This is a genomic window from Nocardiopsis akebiae, from assembly GCF_018316795.1.
Taxonomy (GTDB): Bacteria; Actinomycetota; Actinomycetes; order Streptosporangiales; family Streptosporangiaceae; genus Nocardiopsis; species Nocardiopsis dassonvillei.
This window is the reverse complement of record NZ_CP074132.1, coordinates 5,521,196-5,545,053: the sequence shown is the minus strand read 5'-3', so window position 1 is coordinate 5,545,053 and position 23,858 is coordinate 5,521,196. Positions and strand designations below refer to the sequence as shown.

22 protein-coding genes are annotated in these 23,858 nt (G+C 72.8%); 14 read left to right on the top strand and 8 right to left on the bottom strand.

Going from position 1 to position 23,858, the window contains the following annotated elements:
- Nucleotides 1-192: 192 nt before the first annotated feature.
- Entirely contained in the window at nt 193-1,149 is a 957-nt protein-coding gene (gene pip / locus KGD83_RS23630) for a prolyl aminopeptidase (RefSeq protein WP_212641226.1), read from the top strand.
- A 158-nt stretch (nt 1,150-1,307) separates the two neighbouring features.
- On the opposite strand, the gene KGD83_RS23625 is transcribed toward pip, so the two are convergent.
- On the bottom strand, nt 1,308-3,305 hold the full coding sequence (locus tag KGD83_RS23625; RefSeq protein WP_249352012.1) for a DUF4153 domain-containing protein: 1,998 nt from the start codon (nt 3,303-3,305) through the stop codon (nt 1,308-1,310).
- 429 nt (nt 3,306-3,734) lie between these two features.
- Here KGD83_RS23625 and KGD83_RS23615 point away from each other — a divergent pair, with 429 nt between their 5' ends.
- Nucleotides 3,735-3,926, top strand: a complete 192-nt coding sequence (locus tag KGD83_RS23615) for a ferredoxin (protein WP_212641225.1) — start codon at nt 3,735-3,737, stop codon at nt 3,924-3,926.
- On the opposite strand, the gene KGD83_RS23610 is transcribed toward KGD83_RS23615, so the two are convergent.
- Nucleotides 3,910-5,181, bottom strand: coding sequence for an NAD(P)/FAD-dependent oxidoreductase (locus KGD83_RS23610; protein WP_212641224.1), 1,272 nt, complete (start codon nt 5,179-5,181; stop codon nt 3,910-3,912). The genes KGD83_RS23615 and KGD83_RS23610 overlap by 17 nt on opposite strands.
- 44 nt (nt 5,182-5,225) lie before the next feature.
- The gene (locus KGD83_RS23605) at nt 5,226-6,188 is read right to left on the bottom strand and encodes an asparaginase (RefSeq protein ID WP_212641223.1); all 963 of its coding nucleotides are present in this window, start codon (nt 6,186-6,188) and stop codon (nt 5,226-5,228) included.
- Nucleotides 6,189-6,493: 305 nt separating this feature from the next.
- Here KGD83_RS23605 and KGD83_RS23600 point away from each other — a divergent pair, with 305 nt between their 5' ends.
- Nucleotides 6,494-7,513 carry a 3'-5' exonuclease gene (locus KGD83_RS23600; RefSeq protein ID WP_212641222.1) on the top strand — a complete coding sequence of 340 codons (1,020 nt, stop codon included), beginning with the start codon at nt 6,494-6,496 and terminating at the stop codon, nt 7,511-7,513.
- On the opposite strand, the gene KGD83_RS23595 is transcribed toward KGD83_RS23600, so the two are convergent.
- From KGD83_RS23595 to KGD83_RS23585, 3 genes are all read right to left on the bottom strand, one after another.
- A complete protein-coding gene (locus KGD83_RS23595; RefSeq protein WP_019606664.1) occupies nt 7,494-7,757 on the bottom strand; it encodes a hypothetical protein in 264 nt (87 codons plus the stop codon). The two genes, KGD83_RS23600 and KGD83_RS23595, sit on opposite strands and share 20 nt — an antisense overlap.
- Before the next feature lie 153 nt (nt 7,758-7,910).
- Nucleotides 7,911-8,570, bottom strand: a complete 660-nt coding sequence (locus KGD83_RS23590; protein ID WP_212641221.1) for a TetR/AcrR family transcriptional regulator — start codon at nt 8,568-8,570, stop codon at nt 7,911-7,913.
- A gap of 135 nt (nt 8,571-8,705) precedes the next feature.
- The gene (locus KGD83_RS23585) at nt 8,706-9,587 is read right to left on the bottom strand and encodes an alpha/beta fold hydrolase (protein ID WP_212641220.1); all 882 of its coding nucleotides are present in this window, start codon (nt 9,585-9,587) and stop codon (nt 8,706-8,708) included.
- A 107-nt stretch (nt 9,588-9,694) separates the two neighbouring features.
- Here KGD83_RS23585 and KGD83_RS23580 point away from each other — a divergent pair, with 107 nt between their 5' ends.
- On the top strand, nt 9,695-10,198 hold the full coding sequence (locus KGD83_RS23580; RefSeq protein ID WP_212641219.1) for a CGNR zinc finger domain-containing protein: 504 nt from the start codon (nt 9,695-9,697) through the stop codon (nt 10,196-10,198).
- Between the two features lie 18 nt (nt 10,199-10,216).
- Here KGD83_RS23580 and KGD83_RS23575 read toward each other — a convergent pair whose 3' ends face one another.
- Complete coding sequence (locus KGD83_RS23575; protein ID WP_212641218.1) at nt 10,217-10,924, bottom strand: biliverdin-producing heme oxygenase; 708 nt, start codon at nt 10,922-10,924, stop codon at nt 10,217-10,219.
- A gap of 585 nt (nt 10,925-11,509) precedes the next feature.
- On the opposite strand from KGD83_RS23575, the gene KGD83_RS23570 reads away from it, so the two are divergent.
- From KGD83_RS23570 to KGD83_RS23540, 7 genes are all read left to right on the top strand, one after another.
- Nucleotides 11,510-12,775 (top strand): PP2C family protein-serine/threonine phosphatase, encoded by a 1,266-nt coding sequence (locus tag KGD83_RS23570; RefSeq protein WP_212641217.1) that lies wholly within the window; start codon nt 11,510-11,512, stop codon nt 12,773-12,775.
- A gap of 26 nt (nt 12,776-12,801) precedes the next feature.
- Complete coding sequence (locus tag KGD83_RS23565; protein WP_212641216.1) at nt 12,802-14,727, top strand: ATP-binding protein; 1,926 nt, start codon at nt 12,802-12,804, stop codon at nt 14,725-14,727.
- Nucleotides 14,728-14,755: 28 nt separating this feature from the next.
- On the top strand, nt 14,756-15,190 hold the full coding sequence (locus KGD83_RS23560) for a response regulator (protein ID WP_013151498.1): 435 nt from the start codon (nt 14,756-14,758) through the stop codon (nt 15,188-15,190).
- 230 nt (nt 15,191-15,420) lie between these two features.
- Nucleotides 15,421-15,948 carry a low molecular weight protein-tyrosine-phosphatase gene (locus KGD83_RS23555; protein WP_212641215.1) on the top strand — a complete coding sequence of 176 codons (528 nt, stop codon included), beginning with the start codon at nt 15,421-15,423 and terminating at the stop codon, nt 15,946-15,948.
- A gap of 23 nt (nt 15,949-15,971) precedes the next feature.
- On the top strand, nt 15,972-16,904 hold the full coding sequence (locus KGD83_RS23550; protein WP_249352011.1) for a fructosamine kinase family protein: 933 nt from the start codon (nt 15,972-15,974) through the stop codon (nt 16,902-16,904).
- A gap of 321 nt (nt 16,905-17,225) precedes the next feature.
- Nucleotides 17,226-17,918: a haloacid dehalogenase type II gene (locus KGD83_RS23545; protein WP_212641213.1), complete on the top strand. Its 693-nt coding sequence runs from the start codon at nt 17,226-17,228 to the stop codon at nt 17,916-17,918.
- A 336-nt stretch (nt 17,919-18,254) separates the two neighbouring features.
- Nucleotides 18,255-18,632, top strand: a complete 378-nt coding sequence (locus KGD83_RS23540; RefSeq protein ID WP_013151502.1) for a VOC family protein — start codon at nt 18,255-18,257, stop codon at nt 18,630-18,632.
- A 208-nt stretch (nt 18,633-18,840) separates the two neighbouring features.
- Here the strand turns inward: KGD83_RS23540 and KGD83_RS23535 are convergent, their stop codons facing one another.
- Nucleotides 18,841-19,773 (bottom strand): zinc-binding dehydrogenase, encoded by a 933-nt coding sequence (locus KGD83_RS23535; protein WP_212641212.1) that lies wholly within the window; start codon nt 19,771-19,773, stop codon nt 18,841-18,843.
- A gap of 165 nt (nt 19,774-19,938) precedes the next feature.
- Here KGD83_RS23535 and KGD83_RS23530 point away from each other — a divergent pair, with 165 nt between their 5' ends.
- The 3 genes from KGD83_RS23530 (at nt 19,939) to KGD83_RS23520 (ending at nt 23,294) form a co-directional block, all read left to right on the top strand.
- Nucleotides 19,939-20,589, top strand: coding sequence for a TetR/AcrR family transcriptional regulator (locus KGD83_RS23530; RefSeq protein WP_212641211.1), 651 nt, complete (start codon nt 19,939-19,941; stop codon nt 20,587-20,589).
- A gap of 79 nt (nt 20,590-20,668) precedes the next feature.
- Complete coding sequence (locus KGD83_RS23525; RefSeq protein WP_212641210.1) at nt 20,669-21,760, top strand: Gfo/Idh/MocA family oxidoreductase; 1,092 nt, start codon at nt 20,669-20,671, stop codon at nt 21,758-21,760.
- Nucleotides 21,761-21,926: 166 nt separating this feature from the next.
- Entirely contained in the window at nt 21,927-23,294 is a 1,368-nt protein-coding gene (locus KGD83_RS23520; protein WP_212641209.1) for a four-carbon acid sugar kinase family protein, read from the top strand.
- The last annotated feature ends 564 nt before the right edge of the window (nt 23,295-23,858 follow it).

Genomic DNA, 23,858 nt, shown 5'->3' with positions numbered 1-23,858 from the left:
TCCCCTGACCGCGTCCCGCCTCCGGCGGCGTCCCGTGTGTGTTCGCGCCCGGTGGACGCCCGGGACGCCGTACCCTCTCCTCGTCGTTCTCCGTCAGGCGTCCGCCGCACACCTCGGTCCGCGGCGCCCGACTCCGCCGGGGTCCCCGGGGGGAACCACGTCCACGAACACGTCCACGAAAGGCCTCGCGCTTTGCGTACCTTGTACCCGCCCATCGAGCCGTACGACTCGGGGATGCTCGACGTCGGCGACGGACACCGCGTCTACTGGGAGCTGTGCGGCAACCCCGCGGGCAAACCCGTGGTGTTCCTGCACGGCGGTCCCGGCGGCGGATGCGTGCCCGACCACCGCAGGCTCTTCGACCCGGAGCGGTACCGGATCCTGCTGTTCGACCAGCGCAACTGCGGCCGCTCCACCCCGCACGCCAGCCAGATGGACACCGACCTGTCCACCAACACCACCTGGACGCTGGTGCGGGACATGGAGCGGCTGCGCGAGATGATCGGCGCGGAGTCCTGGCAGGTCTTCGGCGGGTCCTGGGGCAGCTGCCTGGCGCTGGCCTACGCCCAGCGCCACCCAGACCGCGTCAGTGAGCTGGTCGTGCGCGGCATCTTCACCCTGCGCGGGAGCGAGCTGCGCTGGTTCTACCAGGAGGGCGCCTCCCAGCTCTTCCCCGACCTGTGGGAGTCCTACCTGGAGCCCATCCCCGAGGAGGAGCGCGGCGACCTCATCGCCGCCTACGCGCGCCGCCTGAACTCGCCCGACCGGGAGGAGCGCCTGGCCGCCGCGCGCTCGTGGAGCGTGTGGGAGGGGTCCACGGTGACCCTGCTGCCCAACCACGAGCTGCGCGAGCACCACGCGGACGAGGACTACGCGCTGGCCTTCGCGCGGATCGAGAACCACTACTTCGTCAACCGCGGGTTCCTGGAGCCCGACCAGCTCATCGACGGCGCGGAGGCGATCCGGCACATCCCCGGCGTTATCGTGCAGGGCCGCTACGACGTGTGCACCCCGGCCCGCACCGCCTACGACCTGCACAAGGCCTGGCCGGAGGCGGACTTCCACATCGTGGACGACGCCGGGCACGCGTTCAGCGAGCCGGGCATCCTGGACCTCCTGATCGGGGCGACCGACCGCTTCGCGAAGTAGGCGGTCCGGCCCCGGGGCGGGGGACCGCCCCGGTCTGCGGCCCGGACGCGGGGTGGAGCCCCCGCCCCCGCGTTCCCCGACCGGTCCGGCCGGGGCGCGGACACGGCGGGGCGCCGGAGCGGGAACGGGGCGGCGGGAACGTGCGCCCGCCGCCCTCCCTAGTAGCCGCGCTCGTAGGAGCAGCTCATCCCGGCCTGGCCGCCGATCTCGAACAGGCCCAGTCCGTCCAGCCGCTGAAGGCCCCGGTGGCGGGACAGGTTCCACGAGGCGAACCCGGCGTCGTCGGCCTCCGCCACGAGGTCCTGGAACCCCACCAGGGCGCAGTCGCGCTCGTTGCCCTCCAGTTCGAGCAGGCCCGGGATCGCGTCGGCGGACAGGTCGCGCAGGTACCAGGTGTCGACCGTGGACAGGTCCAGGTCCTGGTGGCTCTCGGCGATCCGCAGGTCCGGGTTCCCGTATGCGAACACGGCCAGGGCCGTTCCGGCCAGGGCGGCGGTGGCCCGGGGCAGCCAGGCCGCCGACCGGCCCAGGGTGTTGAGCGCACCCGCCGCGAGCAGCAGGCCGAAGACCCCCGCGCTCCACACGATCCACGCCTCGGCACTGGCCCGCATCCGGGTCAGCCCGTAGGCGTCGATGTACAGCTGGAGGCGCGTCATCGCCGAGGCCAGGATGACCAGGGTGAGCGTGCACAGCAGCCCGAGCATGGCGTTGCGCAGGACACGGCTGGTGCCGGAGGGCGGGATGCGCACGACCACCGCGATGACGCACAGGACGAGCAGGCTGACCACGACCAACTGGAAGAAGCCCTGGCGCGCGTACTCGGCGTAGGTGACCCCGGCGACGCGCTGGACGTACTCCTCGCCGCCGAACATCGCCACGGCCTGCACCGAGAGGAACGCGGTGAACAGGAGGACCAGAGCGCCGAGGGGGATCGTCCACACCCACACCGGCAGGGGGGTCCGCTCGCGGGAGGGGCTCACGGGGAAGGGGTCCGCGGGTGCGGTGGGGGGAGCGGGCCTCGGCGCGTGGCGGCGGCGCGCGGCCAGCACGGCGGAGCCGGTGAGCAGCATGGCCGCGACCATGGCGAACAGGTCGCCGAACGGGTTGAAGCCGTTCTCCAGGAACAGGTCGGTGAACACCCGGCCCAGGTAGCCGCCGAACACCGGGTCGGCGAAGGCGAAGAGCACGCCGAAGACGATCAGCAGACCGACCGTGGCCGCCGCGGTGACCAGGACCGGTCCGACCAGGCGGCGGGACCGCGTGCTCTGTAGCGGCGCGGCCAGGAACCGCGGTGTGGAGGGCAGGTTGCGCAACAGGGCGAGCGAGCCGGTGACGACGCCCACCGCGCCCTGGCGCGAGGCGGGGTTGCGCGTGGCGAAGGCCATCGAGGCGAAGAGGAAGGAAGCGGTCAGGGTCCACAGGAGCACCCAGCCCGCGTCGCGGAACACCGCCGTGAACAGCAGGGTGGCGGCGAGCACTCCGTAGACCGCAGACCAGGTGTAGGAGTAGCGGTCGGGTGTTGGGTCGGGGGAGGAGTGAGGGGGAGAAGCGGCTGGAGAGGCGGGGGCGGTGGCGTGTGGGGCTGCGGGGTGGGGGAGGGGCCCGGTTGGGGGTGCGGCGCCTGGAGCGGGCCCGGTGGCCTCGGCGGTAGCGGTTTCGCCGGTACCGGGGGAGGCGGTATTGGTGGCCTCGCCAGCCTCGCCAGCCTCGCCAGCCTCGCCAGCCTCGCCAGCACTGGTGATGCCGGTGGCGCCGGTGGCCTCTTCGCTTCCAGACGTACGTGTTCCGCTGCTGTCGGACTCACCGGCCCCCGGTTCCCCGCTTCGCCCCTCCCCGCCCTCCGCCCCGCTCGCGGGGATGACCGGGCGCACCATCAGCGCGGTGAAAGCGGTCAGACCCGCGACGACGCCGGTGATGACCAGGCCGATCCCGGGCCGGTCGAACGTGGCCAGCAGCGCGGACACCACACCGACGCCGAACACGGCGACCGGCAGCCACACGGGCGCCCGGGGCAGGGGCGCCCGGGGCCGCTCCCGGTACCGGTAGGCCGGGTCCTGGTAAGCCTGGTGGTACTGCTGCGGGTATGACAGGTGTGCGAACGTCGTGCCGTACTGCTGCGGCCCCTGGTGGGCACTCCGCCCCCTCGCCTGCCCCACCCGTCCCGCCAGGCCCGGCTGTCCTGAGGCTTCCAGCAGACCCGACCGGCCGGTCTGCCCCGTTGGTCCCGCCTGCCCTGGTCGTCCCTCCCGCTTCGCCTGCCCCGCTGGACCCGGGGGCGCGGGGGTCCTGTCCGGTTCGGGTACGGGGGCGGCCTCCGCCGCCGACCCACGGCTCCCGGGATTCCCGGTGGTCTCGTCCTCGCTCACCCGTGTGCCCCTTTCCCGACGGCACCGGACGGCCCGGTGCTGTCGGCAGTGGGACAGCGTGTGCGCACCGGCGGTTCACACAACATCCTTTTTGCGGACGAATGAGAAGTTATGGACATGCGCCGGTGCGCCCGTACAAGCCCGCGCGAGCCCGTACAGCACACACGTCCCGGCTAGAGTCGGGGGTCACACCCCTTCCGCGAGAGGAGCACGGCGACGATGCGAGTCGAGGTCGACTACGACCAGTGCGAGAGCAACGCCCTGTGCATGGCCGCCGCACCGGAGGTCTTCGAGGTCCGCGACGACGACTTCCTCTACCTGCTCACCGGGGAGCCCGCCGCCGCGTCCCACGAACGCGTCCGCCAGGCCGAGCGCCTGTGCCCCAAGAGGGCCATCACCGTGCGGGAGTGACCCCCGCGGCCGCCAGCGCCTCGTCCCACGTCGTCGGCTTCTCCAGCAGACCCCGGTAGCGCATGGTCCTGGGCGTGGAGCGCAGCCCCATCACACCGGTGAGCATTCCGCCCCGGCCGAGGAAGGCCACGAACTTTCGGTCCTCCGGTGAGCCGTGCACGAAGGTGACCTGATCGGCGGGCGCGCCCTGTCCCAGCAGCTGGACCTTCATCTTGTATTGGTCAGACCAGAAGTAGGGCACCGGAGTGAAGGGCGTGCGCCCGCCGTCGCCCGCCAGCAGGTTGTGCGCCGCGGCCTCGCCCTGCTCGCCCGCGTTGGTCCAGTGCTCCAGGCGGATCCGCCCGCCGTAGCGCGGGTGCGGCCAGTTCGCCAGGTCGCCCACCGCGTACACGTTCGGCACCGAGGCGGCGGAGTACTCGTCGCACGCCACCGAGCCGTCGGCCAGCAGCTCCACCCCGGACCCGCGCAGCCACTCGGTGTTCAGGTGCACGCCGATCCCCGCGACCACGAGGGAGGCCTCCACCGCCGAGCCGTCGGCGAGCCGGACCCGCTCCACCCGGTCCCGGCCCTCGAAACCGGCCACGCCCACGCCCAGGCGCACGTCGACGCCGTTCTCCCGGTGCAGCTCCGTGAGGACCTCGCCGATCCTCGGGTCCACGACCCGGGTCAGCGGGGTGGGCGACGCCTCCACCAGGGTCACGTCCATGCCCACCGCGCGGGCGCTGGCCGCCACCTCGGCGCCGACGAAACCGGCCCCGACCACCACCAGCCGGCCGCCGGAGTCGAACTCCGACCGCACCGCCTCGGCGTCGTCCAGGGTGCGCAGCACGTACACGCCCGCCAGGTCGGTGGCGGGACGGCGCGCACGCGCGCCCGTGGCGATCACCAGGCCGTCGTAGCGCACCGTCGAGGCGGCGCCGCCCGGCCCGGACACGCTCACCTCACGGGCGGCGGTGTCCAACCCCGCGGCTCGGCTGCCCGGACGGAAGTCCAGGTCCAGCGCGTCCACGGCCTCGTCCTCGCGCAGGCGCAGCGCCCGGTGGCCCGCCAGCCAGCCCGGGCCGCCGCCCGCGGGCTCCATGCCCACCCCGGTCAGGACCTCCTTGGACAGCGGAGGCCGCGAGTAGGGCCGATGCTCCTCCTCGCCCAGGAGCGTCAGCCGCCCCTCGTACCCGCGTTCGCGCAGTGCCTCGGCCGTGTGCAGCCCGGCCATCCCCGCGCCGACGACGACGATGTCGTTGAGGGTGTCCCGCACGGTGGTGTCCCTTCCGGTGGTGGTTCCCCGAGGAACGGGGTTCGTCAGAGCGGGCGGACCTCGCCTACGGGGGCGCCACCTCCGAGGACGTCCACGCGCAACCGGTCCTGGACGGGGGAGACGTCCACACCGAGGGTCCGCAGCGCGTCGAGTGCGACCAGCGTACGCGCCCGCTCCTCGGCGTCCCCGTCGCTGATCTTGACGGCTACGGTCTCGCCGGTGACGGCGCTGAGCACGAGCACCCCGTCGGCGCCGACCTTGGCCACCAGGCCGGGCATCCGCCTCATGAGGTCGGTGTCGATCCGGTCGCTGCCCGCCACGTACAGCGGGTGGGCGCTCATCGCCTCTACCACGGCCCGTTCCGGTCCGCCCCCGGGGGCGGTGCGCATGCGCCACAGGCCGCGGGCCAGACCGGTCAGGGAGACCGCCATCTGGGGCGCCCCGCAGCCGTCCACTGCGGTGTGCGCGACCGGCTCCTCGCACAACTCCTCGATGGTCTCGCGGACCAGGACCTGGAAGGGGTGTTCGGCTTCCAGGTAGTCCCCGGTGCTCCACCCCCGGGCGACGCAGGCGGCGAGCATGCCCGCGTGCTTGCCGGAGCAGTTCATCAGCACGCGCTCGGGCTCGCGTCCGGCGCGCACGAACGCGGCGCGCGCGTCCTTGCCGCCGGGGGCGGCCGGCGGACAGCCCAGGGCGTCGGCGGTGAGCCCGGCCGCGGCCAGGATGCGCTCGGTCTCGGCGGTGTGCGCCTCCTCACCGGAGTGGCTGCCCGCGGCGATGGCCAGCGAGGGCCCCTCCAGGCGCGCGCCCGCCCGCAGCATCGCCAGCGCCTGGAAGGGCTTGGCGGAGGAGCGCGGGAACATGGGCTGGTGCACGGGGCCGCGCGCGTAGGCGATCCGGCCGTCCGCGGCCAGTCCGACGACCGCGCCGTAGTGGACGCTCTCCAGCATTCCGGACCGGACGACCTGCGCCAGGGGGACGTACTCGGGCAGCGGGCTCTGGGGCATGCGGGCTTCTCCTCGCCGTTGAGGTCGGGTCAGGGTGCGCGTGGAGTGTCCGCCTCTGGGTGGACACGACTGAGAACGTTACATAACCCCCCTTTCTTCCGGTCGCCCCGCGGTCGCGGAACAGGTCCGGACGGAGCCGCCACGCGGCCCCAGGGGACCGGCCGGTGCGGTCGGCCGCCCCGCCTCCGGGAACGGCCCGACACGTGCACGGGGTCCGCTGTCGGACGCGGGGAGTAAGGTCGTTGCCGGTACGCGGCGAGGCGGGACAGCCGTTCGGCACGAGGGACGAAGGAGTGGGACACACGATGGGAACGCTGCGGATGGGCGCGCTGACCCGGCGCAGGGTCGGCATGCGGGCGGCGGACCTGGAGTACGCGGTGCTCGACATGGAGACCACCGGCCTCGAACCGCGCGAGGGCGCGCGCATCGTGGAGATCGCCGTGGTGCGCGTGCGCGGCGACGGCAAGTTCGTGGAGGAGTTCAGCACCCTGGTCGACCCGCGCGGGCCGGTGGGCGGCCGGGAGTTCCACGGCATCGGCGAGGGCGACACCGTGGGCGCCCCGACCGCAGCCCAGGTGGTGCCCAGACTCACCGAACTGCTCTCCGGGGCGGTCGTGGTCGGCCACAACCTCGACTTCGAACAGCGCTTCCTCGCCTCGGAGCTGGTGACCGCCGGGCTGCCCACGGGCCAGGCCGGGCTGTGCACGCTGCGCGCGCTGCGCTCACAGGTGGAGCTGGAGCGGTACTCGCTGCCCAAGGCCTCCCACCGGCTCAGCGGCGACTGGCCGACCGGACAGCACACCGCGCTGGGCGACGCCCGTGCCTGCGCCAAGCTGCTCGCGGAGATGCTCGCCAACGCCCCCGGCGAACTGCGCTACGGCGGTCCCGCGCCCAAGCGGCTCGCGGTGCCGGACCCGGTCCCCGGCCCGGGCGGCGCGGCGGGGCCCGTCCGCTGGAAGCCGCGCACGGCGTCGGTGCCCGGCGGACTGCCTCCGCTGAGCCCCTGGCGGGCGCGGTGGCGGCCCCACGAGCTCGACCCGCTGCTGTGCGGCGGGGCCTTCGGTGCCACGGACCGCGCCATCGCGGAGATGGCCGCGCACCGCGACACCCGTTTCCGCGAGCGGCTGGCCGCGGCCGCCGCGGTGACGGGCGGGCTCGCGGCCACCGCCGCGGGCGGCCTGCTGCTGCGCATGGCCGGCGGCGGGAGCACGCGCGACCCCGGCCTTCCGGTCGGACGCGGCGACGGCTCCCCGGCGCGGCTGCTCGGCCGGATCGGCCGGTCCGCGTCCGGTGGCCGGACGGGGTTCACAGACCGGAGAGCGTGAGGAAGAACGCCACGATCAGCGCGCTTCCGCCGAGGGTGGTGAGCAGCGCCTTGCCCGGTTCGGTGAGCCGGGCCGACACCAGTCTCACGCGGGGGCGCACCATCTCCGGGCTCTGCGCGGCGGCCACGGAGCCGCCGCGGCCGGGTCGGGGCGCCGGGATCCGCCCGGGGACGTAGCTGGGGACCTTGTTGAACATGGCGACCGCCACCAGGACGGCGCCGAGGAGGATCAGTACGAGGGACACGTCGGAGAGGGCCTCACACTCGGTCGAAGGGGCGACCGCCCGAGGGGCGGGCGGGGCCACCGATTCTGACCGATGTCGCCGTACTGTTGCGACTCGATATCGCCTCGCCAACGTTGTGGCGAAGGTTATGTGCCAGCCCTTATGACTACGTGTTCATTGCTCGCCACTCCGGGTTTTCCTCGCGGCGGTTTGCGGAAGGACGGTGTCCACGGTTTCGGTCGCCACACCGAGGGCGCGGAGCACGAACCGCGTGACCAGGGCGTGGGTCTCGTCGAGCTCGATCTCCCCGCTGACGAGGGGCAGGCGCTGGGAGCCGACCATCGACAGGGCCAGCCGGGAGACGGGCTCGGCGGGCAGGGGGTCGAACTCGCCCGCGGCTGTGCCCTCCTCCAGGATCTCGGTCAGCAGGCGCTGCATGGGCGCCACGTGGGCGGCGAGCGCCTGGTAGGCGTCCGGGCCGAGACTGGCCCCGAGTTCGGCGGCGGGCGGGTGCGGATGCGCCATGATCCCCTCCAACTGGAGGCGGACGAACGCCGAGAGCCGCCGCGCCGCCGACACGCCCGAGGGGAGTTCGCGCCGGTACCGCTCCACGAACGCGCCGTTGACCTGCTCGGTGAAGGCCAGGAGCAGCGCGGGCTTGTCGGGGAAGTAGTTGTACAGGGCGGTACGGGTGATCCCCGCGGAGTTGGCCACGTCGGTCATGGAGATGCGGTCGATCCCCTGGGTCCGGATCAGCTCGTCGACGGCGTCCATGATGCGATCCCGTGTGCGGGCACGGTGGGCGGCGATGGTCGGCGCCGTGATCTTGGGCATCCTCCTATGGTGTCACGCCCGGGGGCGGGCCGGGGTGGTGTCCGGTGACCGTGCGCGACGGTGTTGGCGGGGCGGAGCGGGCCCGGGCGTGCTCGGACCGGCGCCTGCGGGCCACCGGCTCCGCCCGCGCGGGCGTCATCCCCGGGGCGCCGCCAGCGTACGTGTCAGGAAGTCCCGGACGCGGTCGGCGGTGCCGTCCAGATGGCTCTCCAGGAGGAAGTGGCCGCCTCCGGGGACCAGGCTGATCTCGGCGTCCGGCAGGTCGCGGGCGAAGGCCCGTGCGCCGTCGGGGCCGAAGACGCGGTCCTCCGCCCCCCACACGGCCAGGAGCGGGACGCGGCTCTCCCGGAAGTACGCGTGCACCCGCGGGTAGAGGGGCGGGTTGGTGGCGTAGTCGCGGAAGAGGGCGAGCTGGACGAGGTCGTTGCCGGGGCGGCTGATGTCGCGGTGGTCGGCCGTCCAGGTGTCGGGGTCGACCAGTTCGGGGCGGTCCACCCCGTGCAGGTACTGCCAGCGGATCGCGTCGAGGCCGAGGGCGCCGCGGACCGCCGGTTCCGTCGCGGGTCCCGGGTCCTTCGCGTAGGCCCACACGGGCGCCCAGAACTCGGGGACGAAGCCGTCCTCGTAGGCGTTGCCGTTCTGGGTGACCACCGCGGTGACCGCGTCCGGGTCGCGCAGCGCGAGCCGCCACCCGATGGGCGCGCCGTAGTCCTGCACGTACACGGCGTACCTGGTGACGCCGAGCCCGGCCAGGAGCGCCTCCGTGACGTCGGTGAGCGCGTCGAACGTGTACGCGAACGCGTCGGCGGGCGGGGCGTCGGAGCGGCCGAAGCCGAGGTGGTCGGGGGCGATGACGCGGAACCGGTCGGCCAGCCGCGGGATCAGTCGGCGGAACATGCGCGAGCTGGTGGGGAACCCGTGCAGGAGCACCAGGACGGGCGCGTCGCGGGGCCCCGCCTCCCGGTAGAAGACGCGGTGTCCGCGCACGGTGGCGTACTGGTGGCGGATCTCCGTCATGACTAACCCTCCAGGGCGGCTTTGATGGTTAACGCTGCCCCCAGTGGAGCGGATGCGGGGTAACCTGTCAAGTGGATGAAGAGGGTTATTCCGGGAGGCGGGCCGACATGATCGACGAGGAAGCGCTACTCGAAGCGCTGAACAGCACTCCGGTGGTGGACGGACGGCAGCGGGACCTGTGGGCCGACGACGCCGCGCCGCGGCGGTGGGCGCGCGAGCACGGCGGCTCCGACGGCGCGTCGTCGATCGGCTGGCTGCGGGCGGCGAGGGACGCGCTCCAGGCCGCCACGCGCGGCCCCGTGCCCGAGGACCGGATGCGGCGGATGCTCGACGGGGTCTCCCGGGTCCCCGAGGCCGACGGGTCGGACCTGCGGTGGCCCCTCCAGGCGCCGCCCGAGCGGATGCTCGCGGTGGAACTGGTGCTCGCCTGGTACGACGTCCAGCAGCGCAGGCCCGGGCGGCTGCGTCCCTGCGGCAACGGAGAGTGCCGCCTCTTCCTCCTGGACCGCAGCCGCGCCAACACCGCCCGCTGGTGCTCGATGAGGACCTGCGGCAACCGCCTGAAGGCCCGCCGCCACCAGGAGCGCGCCCGCCAGGCCCCGGAGGCATGACGGGCGCGCGGCCGGGGCTCAGGCGGCGTCGGCGTCCGCCCCGGTCCCCGGCGCGTACATCCGGCCAAGGTCGGCGAACACCTCGGTGTTGAGCTGGTAGGCCAGCCGGGTCTCGGCCACCAGGCGGGCGGCCGCGGCCTCGCCCAGGTCCAGGGAGTCGAGCCGCTCCCGGTACCCGGTGCGGAAGCGGAGCAGGCTGCCCAGCGCGTCGAAGACGTAGAAGGAGACACCGGCCGCGTCGGTCAGGCCGTAGGCGCTGGCGGCCGTGCGGCGGATGAACTGTCCGCCGGACACGTCGCCCATGTAGCGGGTGTAGTGGTGCGCGACGAACCCCTCCGGGTGGTCGGCCGTCTGCTCGATGCGCGCCGCGTAGGTGCGGGTGGCCGGGGTGGGGGCGATCCTGCCGCGCCAGTCGGCGCCGAGCAGGTGCTCCAGGTCGCGGACCAGCGCGGGGACCCGCTCCAGTTCCGGGTAGTGGAACCTTCCGGCGACGGGGTCCTCCGCCAGGCGCCGGCCGGTCTCCTCCAGCGCGACGTAGGCGAAGTAGTGCTGGGCGACCATGCCGGTGTACCCGTCCAGGGGGAGCGTGCCGTCCATGAGGGCCCGGGTGAACCCGTGGTCCTCGGCGGCCTGGTGGTCGCTCCGGGTCGCCGCGCGCAGGCGTTCGGAGAACGTCCCGGGGGTGTCGCGGGCGGTCGACGAGGGGACCTCGGCCGTTGCGCTCATCGGTGCTCCTCCGCCTTCCGTCCGACACGTTTATGACATCATGTCATTTAGACGGAGGCTGCTGTCAAGAGGGATATGACACCCTGTCATGAAAATCTGCCGACGCGCCTGTGGTCGCCGCGCCCCTCTCCTTCGCCGGGTCCGCCGCCCCGGACTCCGCCCCCGAGGCCGCCTCCACGCTTGAGGGCGGGCCTCCCGCAGGGGCGCCGACCTCTCCGGAGGGGTCTCGGGTAGGCTCGAAGAAATCCAGCGCGTGTCCCCCGTCACACCCTGCATGTGCTCGTGCATGGGCATATGCCCGTTCCGTCCGCGCGTCGGGGCGGAGCGTCAGCGGGTTCCCCACCGCGGGCCAACAGGCCCTCACACAGGGAGAACAGGGCTGTGATCCCGGTCTCCGGCGTCGGATGTGTCTCGTCACGGCCGCTGGTCAACAGGTCACCGGGGCGATTATCGTTTGGGTGTCGTGCGGTCCGGACCGCCGGGAGAACCCGGGGCGCTCCCCGGGATCACACGGCGCGACACGGCACCCACGAACCGGCAGACCAAGGGCGATGAGTGGATACCAGGAGAACAGGGCACGATCCCGTGACGGTGATCGGCGGGGAGGCGGCACGGGCCGTCTCCGCCAACGATGCTGCCTCGCACGACGCGGCCTTCCTGGGCGACGACACCGTCCCGAACGAGCGGGTGGAGGCTGCTGTCGAACCGGTTGACGTCCTACTCATAGAAGACGACCCCGGGGACGCCTTCCTCGCCGAGGAGCTGCTCGACGAGACGGCCCTGCCCACGCACATCACCTGGGTCCCCACGCTCGCCGAGGCGCGCCGGCACCTGGAGGACTTCCGGGGCTGCGTGCTGCTCGACCTCAACCTCCCCGACGCACACGGGCTGGACCTGCTCCGCGAGGTCCTGGAGGGCGCGCCCGCGGCCGCCGTCGTCGTCCTCACCGGACTCGACGACGAGCACGAGGGCGTGGCCGCCGTGGCCGCGGGCGCCCAGGACTACCTCGTCAAGGGCCAGGTCGACGGCTCCCTGCTCGGCCGCAGCCTGCGCTACTCCCTGGAGCGCCGCCGCGCCGACGAGAACGCCCGCCAGCTGCGCGAGGCCCGCATGAGCGCCCGCGAGAACATGCGCCTCGAACGCGGACTCCTGCCCCAGGTCCTGCTCCAGCGCTCGCCCCTGGAGCACCTGGCCTACTACCGCCCCGGACGCAAGCGCGCCCTGGTCGGCGGGGACTTCTACGACGCGGTCGAGAAGGACGGCACCACCCACGTCATCATCGGGGACGTCAGCGGGCACGGCCCCGACGAGGCCGCGCTCGGAGTCAGCCTGCGCATCGCCTGGCGCGCCCTCATCATGGGCGGCGTCGACGAGGAGAAGGTGCTGCCCAACCTGGAGGACATCCTGGTCACCGAACGGGCCCAGGAGGAGATGTACGCCACCCTGTGCATGGCCAGCCTGGACACCGGCGACGACCGGGTCAGGCTCCGCGTCCTGGGCCATCCGCCGCCCATGGTCCTGCGCGACGGCGCCGTCGAGGAGACCCGCGTCACCCCGCAGCCGCCCCTGGGGGTCTTCCCCGTCGAACAGACCGACACCGACACGGTCGTACTCCCCACCGGGGCGACCATGCTCTTCTACACCGACGGCCTCGTGGACGCCTACGACGGCGCCCCGCCCGCCCGCCTGGAGGTCGCGGGCCTGCGCCGGATGGTCTCCGGCGTGCTGGAACGGGGCACCTCCCTGGCCGGGCTGCCCGAACGGCTGGTGGACGAGGCCGAGCGCAGCAACGGCGGACCGCTCCAGGACGACGTGGCGATGCTGCTCATCACCCACGGAGAACCCGAGTGAGACCCGCGACCGGAGAGGGGACGGCCATGGAGACCGAGGAATCCGGGCCCGCCCCGGACACCGGCGCGCGCGGCGGAGCCTCGATCGGCGGCACGCACTTCGTCAACGGCACCAACCGCGAGGGGAAGCGCTCGCCCCACCAGTCGTGGAGCCTGCGGCGGCGCGTCACGAGCCTGCTGGCAGTGGTCGCCGTCGTCCTGGTCGTGGCGGTGTCCGTCATCACCCTGGCGGCGTTCCAGGCCCGCGAGTCCCTGGCGCTCCAGGTCGACTCCCTGACACCCGCCGTGAGCGCGGTCGAGCAGACGCACTCGGCCTACCTCACCCAGGACCACGCCCTGCGCGGCTACATCCTCACCCAGGACCGCGAGTTCCTCCAGCCCTACGTCGAGAGCCAGCTGACGCTGACGGAGAACCAGGCCGTCCTGGCCCAGCTGGCCGAGGACAACCCCGAGGTGGCCACCAACGTCGACGACCTGCTCACGGCGGGCCGGGTGTGGACCGAGGAGTTCGCCGAGCCCGCCCTGGAGCAGGTCAGCAGCGGCCAGGAGGTCACCCAGGAGGAGCTGCGGCGCGGCCGGGTCCTCTTCCTGGAGCTCAGCCGGATCAGCGACGCCACCACCAGCCAGTTGGAGGCGGAGATCAAGGAGGCCCGGGAGGGCCTGACCCTGGCCACCCAGCAGGTCGTGGCCCTGCTGGTCCTGGTCGGCCTGGTCGTGGTGTTCCTGTCCGTGTTCCTGTGGGTGATGCTCCAGCAGTGGGTCCTGCGCCCCCTGGAGGAGCTCGCCGGGCACATGCGCCAGGTGTCGGAGGGCTACTACGCCCACCGGATCTCCCTGCACGGCCCGCCGGAGATCGTCCGGCTCGGCCGGGACGTGGACGCCATGCGCGAGCGCATCGTGCAGGACCTGGACGAGGTCGCCTCCGCGCGGCGCAAGCTCCAGGAGCAGTCCGTCCTCATGGAGAACCAGACCGAGGAGCTGCGCCGCTCCAACCTGGAGCTGGAGCAGTTCGCCTACGTCGCCTCCCACGACCTCCAGGAGCCGCTGCGCAAGGTGGCGAGCTTCTGCCAGCTGCTCCAGCGGCGCTACCACGGGCAGCTGGACGAGCGAGCCGACTCCTACATCGACTTCGCGGTCGAGGGCGCCAAGCGCATGCAGACCCTCATCAACGACCTGCTGGCCTTCTCCCGGGTCGGCCGGGTCAGGAACTTCGCGCCGGTCGCCCTCGACGACGCGCTGGACGACGCCCTGAGCAGCCTGTCCACCCGTCTGGAGGAGGCCGACGCCGAGGTCACCCGGGACCCGATGCCGACCGTGCAGGGCGACCGCACCCTGCTCACCCAGGTGTTCTTCAACCTCGTGGGCAACGCCGTGAAGTTCCGCGGCGAGGAGGACCCCCGGGTCCACATCAGCGTCGAACGGCGCGGTGACGAGTGGGTGTTCTGCTGCTCCGACAACGGGATCGGAATCGAACCGCAGTACGCGGAGCGCATCTTCGTGATCTTCCAGCGGTTGCATACCAGGGACAAGTACACGGGGACCGGCATCGGCCTGGCGATGTGCAAGAAGATCGTGGAGTTCCACGGGGGACGGATCTGGCTGGAAACCGGCTCCCAGGACCCCGGGGAATCCGAAACCTCAGGTGACCGGGACTCTGGTCGGACCGGAACGCGCATATGCTGGTCCTTGCCCGCCGACCCCGCGGAGGACGAGGACCCGGCCCCCGACAGGGGAACCGCCGAGCCCCTCGCCGCCGATAACGGGGGCGAGGGCACCGAGGACGCCGAGACCACCCCCGAGGACTCGGCTCCGACGGCCGCACGACAGCCCACGGGTACGGACAACCCTGGGGAGGACGGCGCCGAACCGGGCGACAGGCCCGGCGGCGTCCGCTCCGCCCAGCCCGACACCGGTGGCGGTACGGTTCCCCCCGGTCACGGGGCGGGACCCTGAGCAGGGGTCTGGAAGCTTGAGCGAGGTCATGTTGGTGCATCCCATCGAGGTGCTGCTGGTCGAGGACGACCCCGGCGACGTCCTGATGACCAGGGAGGCGTTCGAGGAACACAAGCTGGGCAACCGCCTGCACGTGGTCTCCGACGGTGTCGAGGCGCTGCGCTTCCTGCGTCGTGAGGAGGAGTTCGCCGACGCGCCCCGTCCCCACCTGATCCTGCTCGACCTCAACCTGCCCCGCAAGGACGGCAGGGAGGTGCTGGAGGAGGTCAAGAACGACGAGGACCTCGCGCACATCCCCGTCGTGGTGCTCACCACCTCGGAGGCGGAGGAGGACGTGCTGCGCAGCTACCGCCTGCACGCCAACGCCTACGTTCCCAAGCCGGTGGACTTCGACCAGTTCATACGGGTGGTCCGGCAGATCGACGACTTCTTCGTCAGCGTGGTGCGCCTGCCCAAGGGGTAGGCGGCGCGCCCGCTCCACGGGGGCGTGCTCGCCCCCCGGGGGGCTGCTCGCGGGGTTGTCCACAGCCGCGCGCGGGGGCTACCGCGGCGCGTCCGCGCGCGGTTCCATGGATACAGGGGGGCCACCCGCCCCTCCCGCGTCGCGCTGCCTCGCCCGACTCCCCGCGCCGCCCGGCGAACGCGCGGGAGCCACAACACGTGGCGGCAACGGTTTTTCGTTACGGTAAGGGCATGAGCTTGCCGGAACCGCGTGACCCCGCTGGTCCCTACCGCGTCAGTGTGGTGTGCCTGGGCAACATCTGCCGCTCGCCCATGGCGGAGAAGATCCTCGCCGCCGACCTCGAACGCGCCGGGATGAGCGATCTCGTGGCGGTGGACAGCTTCGGCACGGGCGACTGGCACGTGGGCGGCGGCATGGACCCGCGCGCGGCCTCCACCCTGCGCGTGCACGGCTACCTCACCAGCCACACCGCCCGCCAGTTCGCCCACGGCGTCCTCACCGACCGGGACCTCGTCCTCGCCATGGACCTGGACAACGTCGACGAGATCCGGCGTGTCGTCGACGAGTACGGTGAGGAGTACGGGTTCGACATGTCGAGGGTCCGCCTCTTCCGCTCCTTCGCGCCCGGCACCGGCCCCAACCCGGAGGTTCCCGACCCCTACTACGGCGGCGACGACGGGTTCACCGCCGTACTGAACATGGTGGAGTCCGCGGCCAAGGGCCTCACCGGAGAACTCGTCACCCGGTTGAGGCGGTAGCGCGGGTGAGGGGGGAGCGGATCGTGCGGGACTTCGGAGACGACGGCGACGGCGGCGACGGGCCAGGGGAGGGCCGCCGCAGGGACCCGGTCGACGGGACCATGGCCGAACGCCTCACCGTCCTGCTCGACCGCGACGTCAGGCGGGCCGCACGCGCGGGCAGCAGCCACGACTGGGACATCTACTACGCCGAACTCACCGACGGTACCCGCCTGTTCGTCAAGTCCCTGGTGCGCGGAGCCCCGCCCAACGGGGTGCTCACCGCCGAGGCGCGCGGCCTGGACTGGCTGGGCCGGACCTTCGGCTCGCCCGCCGTCGACGTCGTCGCCTGGGACGACCGCATCCTCGTCCTGCCGTGGATCGAGGAGCGCGAACCCACCGTCCAGGCCGCCGAACGGCTCGGCCGCCAACTCGCCGGGATGCACCTGACCGGAGCCGACCGCTTCGGCGCCGACTGGCCCGGCTACATCGGCCCCCTGAGGATGGACAACACCCCCTCCCGGGAGTGGCCGCGCTTCTACGCCGAGCAGCGGCTGCGCCCCTACCTGCGCCAGGCCCTGGACCGGGGCTCCCTCACCCCGTCCGACGGCCGCGTGGTCGAGAAGGTGGTCGACGCCGTCGCAGACCTGGCCGGAGAGCCCGAGGAGCCCGCGCGCGTCCACGGAGACCTGTGGAGCGGGAACGTCCTCTGGCGGGCGCAGGACGCGGTGGTCATCGACCCGGCCGCGCACGGCGGGCACCGCGAGGCCGACCTGGCCATGCTGGCCCTGTTCGGCCTGCCCCACCTGGAACGGGTCCGCGACGCCTACAACGAGGTGGCGCCGCTGGCCTCCGGTTGGCGCTCGCGGGTCGCCCTGCACCAGCTGCACCCGCTGCTCGTCCACGTGTGCCTGTTCGGCGCCGCCTACCGCACCACGACCCTGGAGGCCGCGCGCACCGCCCTGCGCGGCGGCTGACGGTGCCGGTCCCTCTGGGCGGTGGTCGACCGCGCCGGTCGTCTCGGCCCCGGGTGACCTGGCCGTGCCGGTCCCTCTGGGCGGTGGTCGACCGTGCCGTGCGTTCCGCGTGCTGATCCTCCCGCGGGGTGGCTGGCCGTGCCGACCGCCCGGTGCCGCCCGGACCGGGGGAACCGCTGGATCCGCTGACCCCCCTCCGTCGGGGCCGCGGGGGGACGCGCACTATGCTCACCACGTGCCCGGCGGATCGCTGAACCCTCCTGCAACTGGGCCCCCGCACATCCCGGGTGGCGCAGCGGAGGAACCTAGGGAGCGCTTCTCGTGACTTCACCCTCCGACATTGACGTGATCGTCTTCGACGTTCTGGGGACCATGGTCGACGAGCCCGGCGGCATCGGGCGCGGCATCCGGACACTGCTCCCGGACATCGACGAGGCTAGGACGCGCGAGCTGGTCGAGGTGTGGAACAGGCATGTCGAGGAGCAGCAGCAGGAGATACTCGCGGGCCGCCGCCCCTACGCCAACAGCACGGTGCTCGACCTCGAAGCGGCCGCACGCGTCGCGGCCGATGCCGACGTCGACGACGAGGACGCGATCCGATCGATGGCGGCCTCCGCACGGCGGTCGGCGCCGTGGCCGGACTCCGCCTCCGCGCTGGACCGGATCGCCTCGTACTTCGCGGTGGTCGGCCTGTCGAACGCCAGCCACCCGGCGCTCACCCGCATCAGCGCGCACGCCGGGCTCCGCTGGCACCAGGTGCTCTCCGCCGAGGAGGCGCACAGCTACAAACCCCATCCCGACGTGTACCGGCTCGCGATCGCGAACGCGGACTGCCCGCCCGACCGCCTGCTCATGGTCGCCGCCCATGCCTGGGACCTCCGGGGCGCGCAGGCCCTGGGCATGAAGACCGCATACGTCCAACGTCCCGTCGGGGATCCCCCGCGCACGACGGACCGCTTCGACCTGGTCGTGAAGAGCCTCGACGAACTGGCCATAAGCCTCAACGCGATCTGACGGCCCGAGAACGCCTCCCCTGGAACCAAGGGTGTGGATTCCGGAGCCTGAGTCCTTGAATCGGGGGTCGAGGCTCTGGAATCCGAAGCCTGGAACCCCGGACCGAGAGCCCGGACCTTGGCGCCCCTGGTCCACTTCGGCGGCCTGGCCTGGCCTGGCCTGGCCTGGTCTGGTCTGTCCCTATGCGGCCGGGTAGACCCGGCCGGGCAGTTCCCGGAAATCCCCTCGCTCCCGCTCGCCTCACCCGGTACGGTCTCGGAGTGCTGCCGCCGCGGAGTCCACGAGACCCGCGCGCGGCCACCCCGTCGGTTCCCACGAGGAGAGCAGGCTTCGTCCATGGCATGTCGTATCAGTGAACTCGTGCTCTCCTGCCGCGACCCCGAGGTGCTGGCGCGGTTCTGGTGCGAGGTCCTGGACTTCGTCGTGCTGGACCGCGAGGAGGGCTGCATCGAGATCGGGCCGCGTGAGGGGTTCGGCGGCCTGCAGCCGACGATCATCCTCAGCCGCACCGAGGAGCCGGAGAGGGCGAAACCCCGGCTGCACATCGACGTCAACGCCACCGACCGCGACCAGGACGCCGAGCTCGAACGCCTTCTCGCCGCCGGTGCCGTGTTCGCCGACATCGGTCAGAGCGGGGAGGAGCCCTGGCACGTCCTCGCCGACCCCGAGGGCAACGAGTTCTGCCTGCTCAGGGCCCGCCTCGACCGGCTCTGACGGCCTCCGTGGGCACCGGCGGCCAGTCCGCCTGCGTGGTCGCGGCCGGTAACGGCACCAGCCGCTTTACCGCTCACCACCCGCCGCGCACCGGCCGGGCCGGACCCGCCGGAGGCTCGCCTTCCTGACGCCTACCGCCGAGGTCAGCGGGGGGGAGCCCCCGGCGGCCGCCGCGCGCCGGACACGGGCGGCGGTGGGCGGTACGCCCTCACCCGGCGGTGAGCTCCAGAACGGCCTTGCCCCGCAGGCGGCGTTCGAGGAGGGCGGCCACGGCCTCGTCGGCCCGGTCCCACGAACCTCGCCAGGAGATCCCCGGATCGAGGTCCCCCGAGGCGACCCGACCGGCCAGCCAACCCAGGTCCCCGGCCGGAGCCACGCCGTTCTGGAGGTGGAACGCGGTGATGGAGCGGCTGTGCCGCCCGTCGTCCACGAGGAACGCGTCGAGCGGGAAGTGCTCGGGCCGCCCGGTCACGTGTCCGACGGCCACCAGGGTTCCCCCGGTGTTCAGCCTGTCGAAGGCCGTGACCAGCTGGGGGCCTCCGACACAGTCCACGACCCCGTCGAACAGGTAGTCGGATTCCCCGGGTTGCGACACCACCTCGTGGGCGCCCAGGCCGCGCAGTTCGGCGCCGTGGGTCCGGGGTCCACCGGTGCAGGCGGTCACGTGCGCGCCGCCCATGCGGGCGAGTTGGACCGCGTACCGTCCCACGCCACCGGTGGCCCCGGTGACCAGAATCCTTCTGCCGAGGAGGAACCCCACTTCGCGCAGGGCGCGCAGAGCACTGGTGGCCGCCACCGGGACGGTGCTGAGGGCTCCGTGGTCCGCGCCCTCCGGGGCGGCCCCCAGGGAGGCGGTGTCGACGGCGCGCAGTTCGGCCCAGCCCCCCGCCGCACCCAGGGTGACCACCGCGGTTCCAACGGCGGGGCCGGACCCGTCGGCGGCGGGGCGTTCCACGAATCCCGCGGCGTCCCACCCCGGCACGGTCCCATCGGGCAAACGGGAGACGGTGGACACCTCGCCGAAGTTGAGCGAGGCGGCCGTGACGCGGACCAGCGCCTGGTGCGGGGCCGCAACCGGTTCGGGGGCCTCTCCGAGGCGCAGGTGGCGGGGTGCGGTGCGGTCGACGACCAGGGCGCGCATGTCCGGGCTCCTTCACGGGACGGGGTGGACGGGATCAGAATATGGCACTCAGAGGCATTATGCGTCAAGAGGCTAAAGCTTCCAAGGGGCCAAAGCTGCCAAGGCGCCAAAGCTGCCAAGGGGCTATGGGCGTCGAGTGGCGGTCCGTCTCGGTACACTGCGGCCATGGCCAGCACCCGTCCCGACGCCGCCGCCTCCGAGGAGTCCCTGCGCGAGCGCAAGAAGCGCCGCACCCGCCGGGCCCTGGTCGACACCGCGCTGGAGCGTTTCACCCGGGCGGGGTACGACCAGGTCACGCTGGACGAGGTCTGCGCGGCGGCGGAGGTCTCCAAGCGCACCTTCTTCCGCTACTTCGCGAGCAAGGAGGAGCTTGCCGCGGCTCCGCTGCAGGACCTGTGGGAGGAGTTCCTGCGGGTGCTGGAGGAGAGGGGGCCAGACGGCCGCCCCCTGGTGGAGATGGCACGCGACGCGATCCTCGAAGCCGCGGAACACGTGGCCGACCCGGCGTGGACGCACGCCGCCCGGCTCAGCCTCGGCCTGGCCGGGAACACCCCGGCGATCAGCGCCCACAACCTCCAGTTCTGCGAGCGCACCACGGTCCGGGCCCTGGCCGTGCTGGGGGTCGGCGACCACGGCGACCACGGCGACCCGCGCTCGCGGCTCGCCCTGGACATGGCCGCCTCCGCGGCCCGGCACGCGCTGGGCGGCTGGGCCGCCGCGCCGGGGACCCCCACGGTCCCCGACCTGCTCGCCCGGTACCGCCGGGCCTTCGACGCACTGCCCGGCGGCCTCACCGTGTCCGCTCCCGAGCGCTGACGGCGCCCGGATACCGCGGGGAGACGGCACGTGCCGCCCGTCACCAGCGGGCTGGGGCGCCACGCTCTAGATTGGTGGCATGGCTGACGCATCCGAGGCACAGAGCACACCCGAACACGACGGCCCCGAACTGCACGTCGCCCTCATCGGTTACGGCAAGGGCGGTGAGGTCTTCCACGCGCCGCTGATAGACGCGGTTCCGGGACTGCGCCTGTCCGCGGTGGTCACGGGCAACCCCGACCGCCGCAGGGCCGCCGAGGCGCGCTACCCCGGCGTCACCGTGTACCCGAACGTCGCCGAACTGTGGGCCGACGCCGAGCGTTACGAGATCGCGGTCGTCACCACGCCCAACGACACCCACGCCCCGCTCGCCCAGGCCGCCCTGGAGGCGGGCCTGGCGGTGGTGGTGGACAAGCCCTTCGCCCTCACCGCCCTCCAGGCCCGGGAGCTCACCGACCTCGCGGACAAGCTGGGCCGGGTGCTCACCGTGTACCAGAACCGCCGCTGGGACGCCGACTTCCTCACCCTGTGGGGTCTCATCGAGGAGGGGAGGCTGGGCCGCGTACACCGCTTCGAGTCGCGGTTCGAGCGCTGGCGTCCCCGGGCCAAGGGCACCTGGCGCGAGAGCGGCGGGGTCGAGGCCGGGGCCGGGCTGCTCTACGACCTGGGCCCGCACCTGATCGACCAGGCGGTCAACCTGTTCGGCCAGGTCTCCTCCGTCTACGCCGAGATCGACGCCCGGCGCGAGGGCGTCAACGCCGACGACGACGTCTTCCTGGCCCTCGACCACGCCCGGGGCACGCGTTCCCACCTGTGGATGAGCGCACTCACCGCCCAGGGCGGGCCGCGCTTCCGGGTGCTGGGGGACGAGGGGGCGTTCACCAGCCACGGCATGGACGGCCAGGAGGCCCGGCTGACGGCGGGGGAGCGGGCCGACGCCGACGACTGGGGCGTGGTTCCCGAGGCGGACTGGGGCGTGCTCGGGGTGGACGGCCACACCCGGCCGGTGCCCAGCGCGCGCGGAGCCTACCCCGAGTTCTACGCCGGGGTGCGCGACGCGGTCGGCGAGGGCGAGCCCCTGCCGGTGGATCCGCACGAGGTGATCCACGGGCTGGAGGTCATCGAGGCGGCCCGGCGCAGCGCCCGCACGCGGTCGGTGGTCGACGTCTGATTCCCGGCTCCCGCGGGAGGCCCGGGGCGCCTCCGTGCTCCGGCCTCCCGGTCTCCCGGGGGTCCGGGAGGCCCGGGAGCCCACCGGACCGCCCGCATGGGCCTATGTTGGAAGGACCCACCCCAGCTCGCCCCGGGGTTTCGCCGAACGCCGAAGGAGACGCACCGTGGCCCAGGTCCTCGTGGTCGCCGACGAACTCACCGGTGCCAACGCCACCGGTGCCCGGTTCGCCCGTACCGGGATGCGTGTGGCCACGGTGACTCCCGAGCACGTGAGCCGAGTCGTGGGGGACTACGACGTGGTCGTGGCCAACCTGGACAGCCGCCATGTTCCCCCCGAGCACGCCGCCGACCTGGTCACGGACGTGGTCGAAGCGGTGTGGCCGGTGGGGCTGGTGGTCAAACGGACCGACTCCACGCTGCGCGGCAACATCGGTGCCGAACTGGAGGCCACCTACGACGCCGTGCGCGAGCGCGTGCCCGCCGGAACGCGGGTGCGGGTGCTGTTCGTTCCGGCCTTCCCCAGCTCTGGGCGCATCACAGAGGACGGGCTGCAGTTCCTCAACGGTTCGCCGCTGGAGCGCACCGAGCTGGCCGATGATCCGCTGTGCCCGATGACCACCAGTTCCGTCGCCGACATCCTCGCCGTCCAGACCGACCTTCCGGTGCGCCACGTGCCCGTGCGTCAGGTGACCCAGACGATGCTCACCGCCGAACTGCTCGCCGGTGACGAGCCCGTGGTCGTGTGCGACGCGAGCACCGAGCAGCACCTGACCGACATCGCCGAGGCAGCGGCCGCCGCGCACCACGACACGGGGATCGTGTGGCTGGCGGCCGACCCCGGGCCCACGGGCGCGCTGCTGGCCTACGCGCTGCGGTTGAGAGGCCAGGCGGGTTCGCGCGGGCCGTTGCTGGGGGTGGTGGGCAGCACCACCGAGCTGACCCGGCGGCAGCTGGCCACCGTCGCGCGCACGGGCGCGGTGAGGTTCGTGGACCTGGACGCGGTGGAGTTCAGCGTGGGGGAGCGCGCGGACGAGGTCGCCGAGCGGACCGCGCGGGAACTGTCCGAGCAGCTGACCTCCTCGGGCTTCCCGGAACTGTGCGTGCTGCGGGTGGTGACGCCCTCCGACCGGGTGCGCGAGCTGCCAGTCCAGGTCCGCGCGGAACTGCCCGGCCGGATCGCGCGGCTGGTGGCGGACGTGGTCAACGAGGTCGCCGACACCACGGGGGCGCACGCGCTGCCCAGCGGGCTGTACCTGACCGGCGGGGACCTGGTGGCGAGCCTGCTGGACGAGCTGGACGTGCACGCGTTCGACGTGGGGGGCGAGGTCGTTCCGCTGACGGTGCACGGGCACCTGAGCGGGGGGCCGTTGGACGGAACGCCGGTGGTGGCCAAGGGAGGGCTGGTCGGTGACGACATCACCCTGGTCGAGTGCCTGACGAAGCTCCGCCGGGCGGTGCAGACCCGGTTGCACCAGGTGCACTCGGAGGTGTCGGAGCACGTGGTGCCGACGCTGCTGCGCGACACGGTCTGACCCGGCCCGATCGGGCCTCGCCCATCGGACCGACCGAGGTCGCCGAGGCCGAGTCGCTGCTGCCGGTGTTGTGCGGCCGTGGTATTGCCGGGACTGGGCTTTTCGGCTTTCTGTCCATTTTCCGGGAAGTCGGGAAACGGCCGCTCGCCGCCGGTGAGTTCGCGGTTCGTTGACGTGCTTCCCGCGCACGCGGGGGTGGTTCCGATCCCACCGGGGCCGCCTGGCGGTACGCACCGCGCTCCCCTCTCCGGGATCGGTTGCGAACCCGCCCCCGCAGGAACTTGGAAGAGCCCTGTGCGTCCGCTACGGGGTCGACCGGCCTGTCGATCCCGGAAAAGAACACCCGCACTCGTCCTTGGAGTCGTGCGACCAATACTCCATCCGCCCATCGCCTCTGTGCCGGTGGGAATCCCGGCGATGTCGGTCTCCCCCTCTGGTCGGGCGTCCTTACGCCGGGATGCGGCTCGTCTCCGCGCGCCCTAGCAGCACTCCCTATGCGGGAAAACGCGCATGTACAGCTTTATCTCGACTTGATGAGGTCCTCAGGTAGCCTGCCGGAGGCGG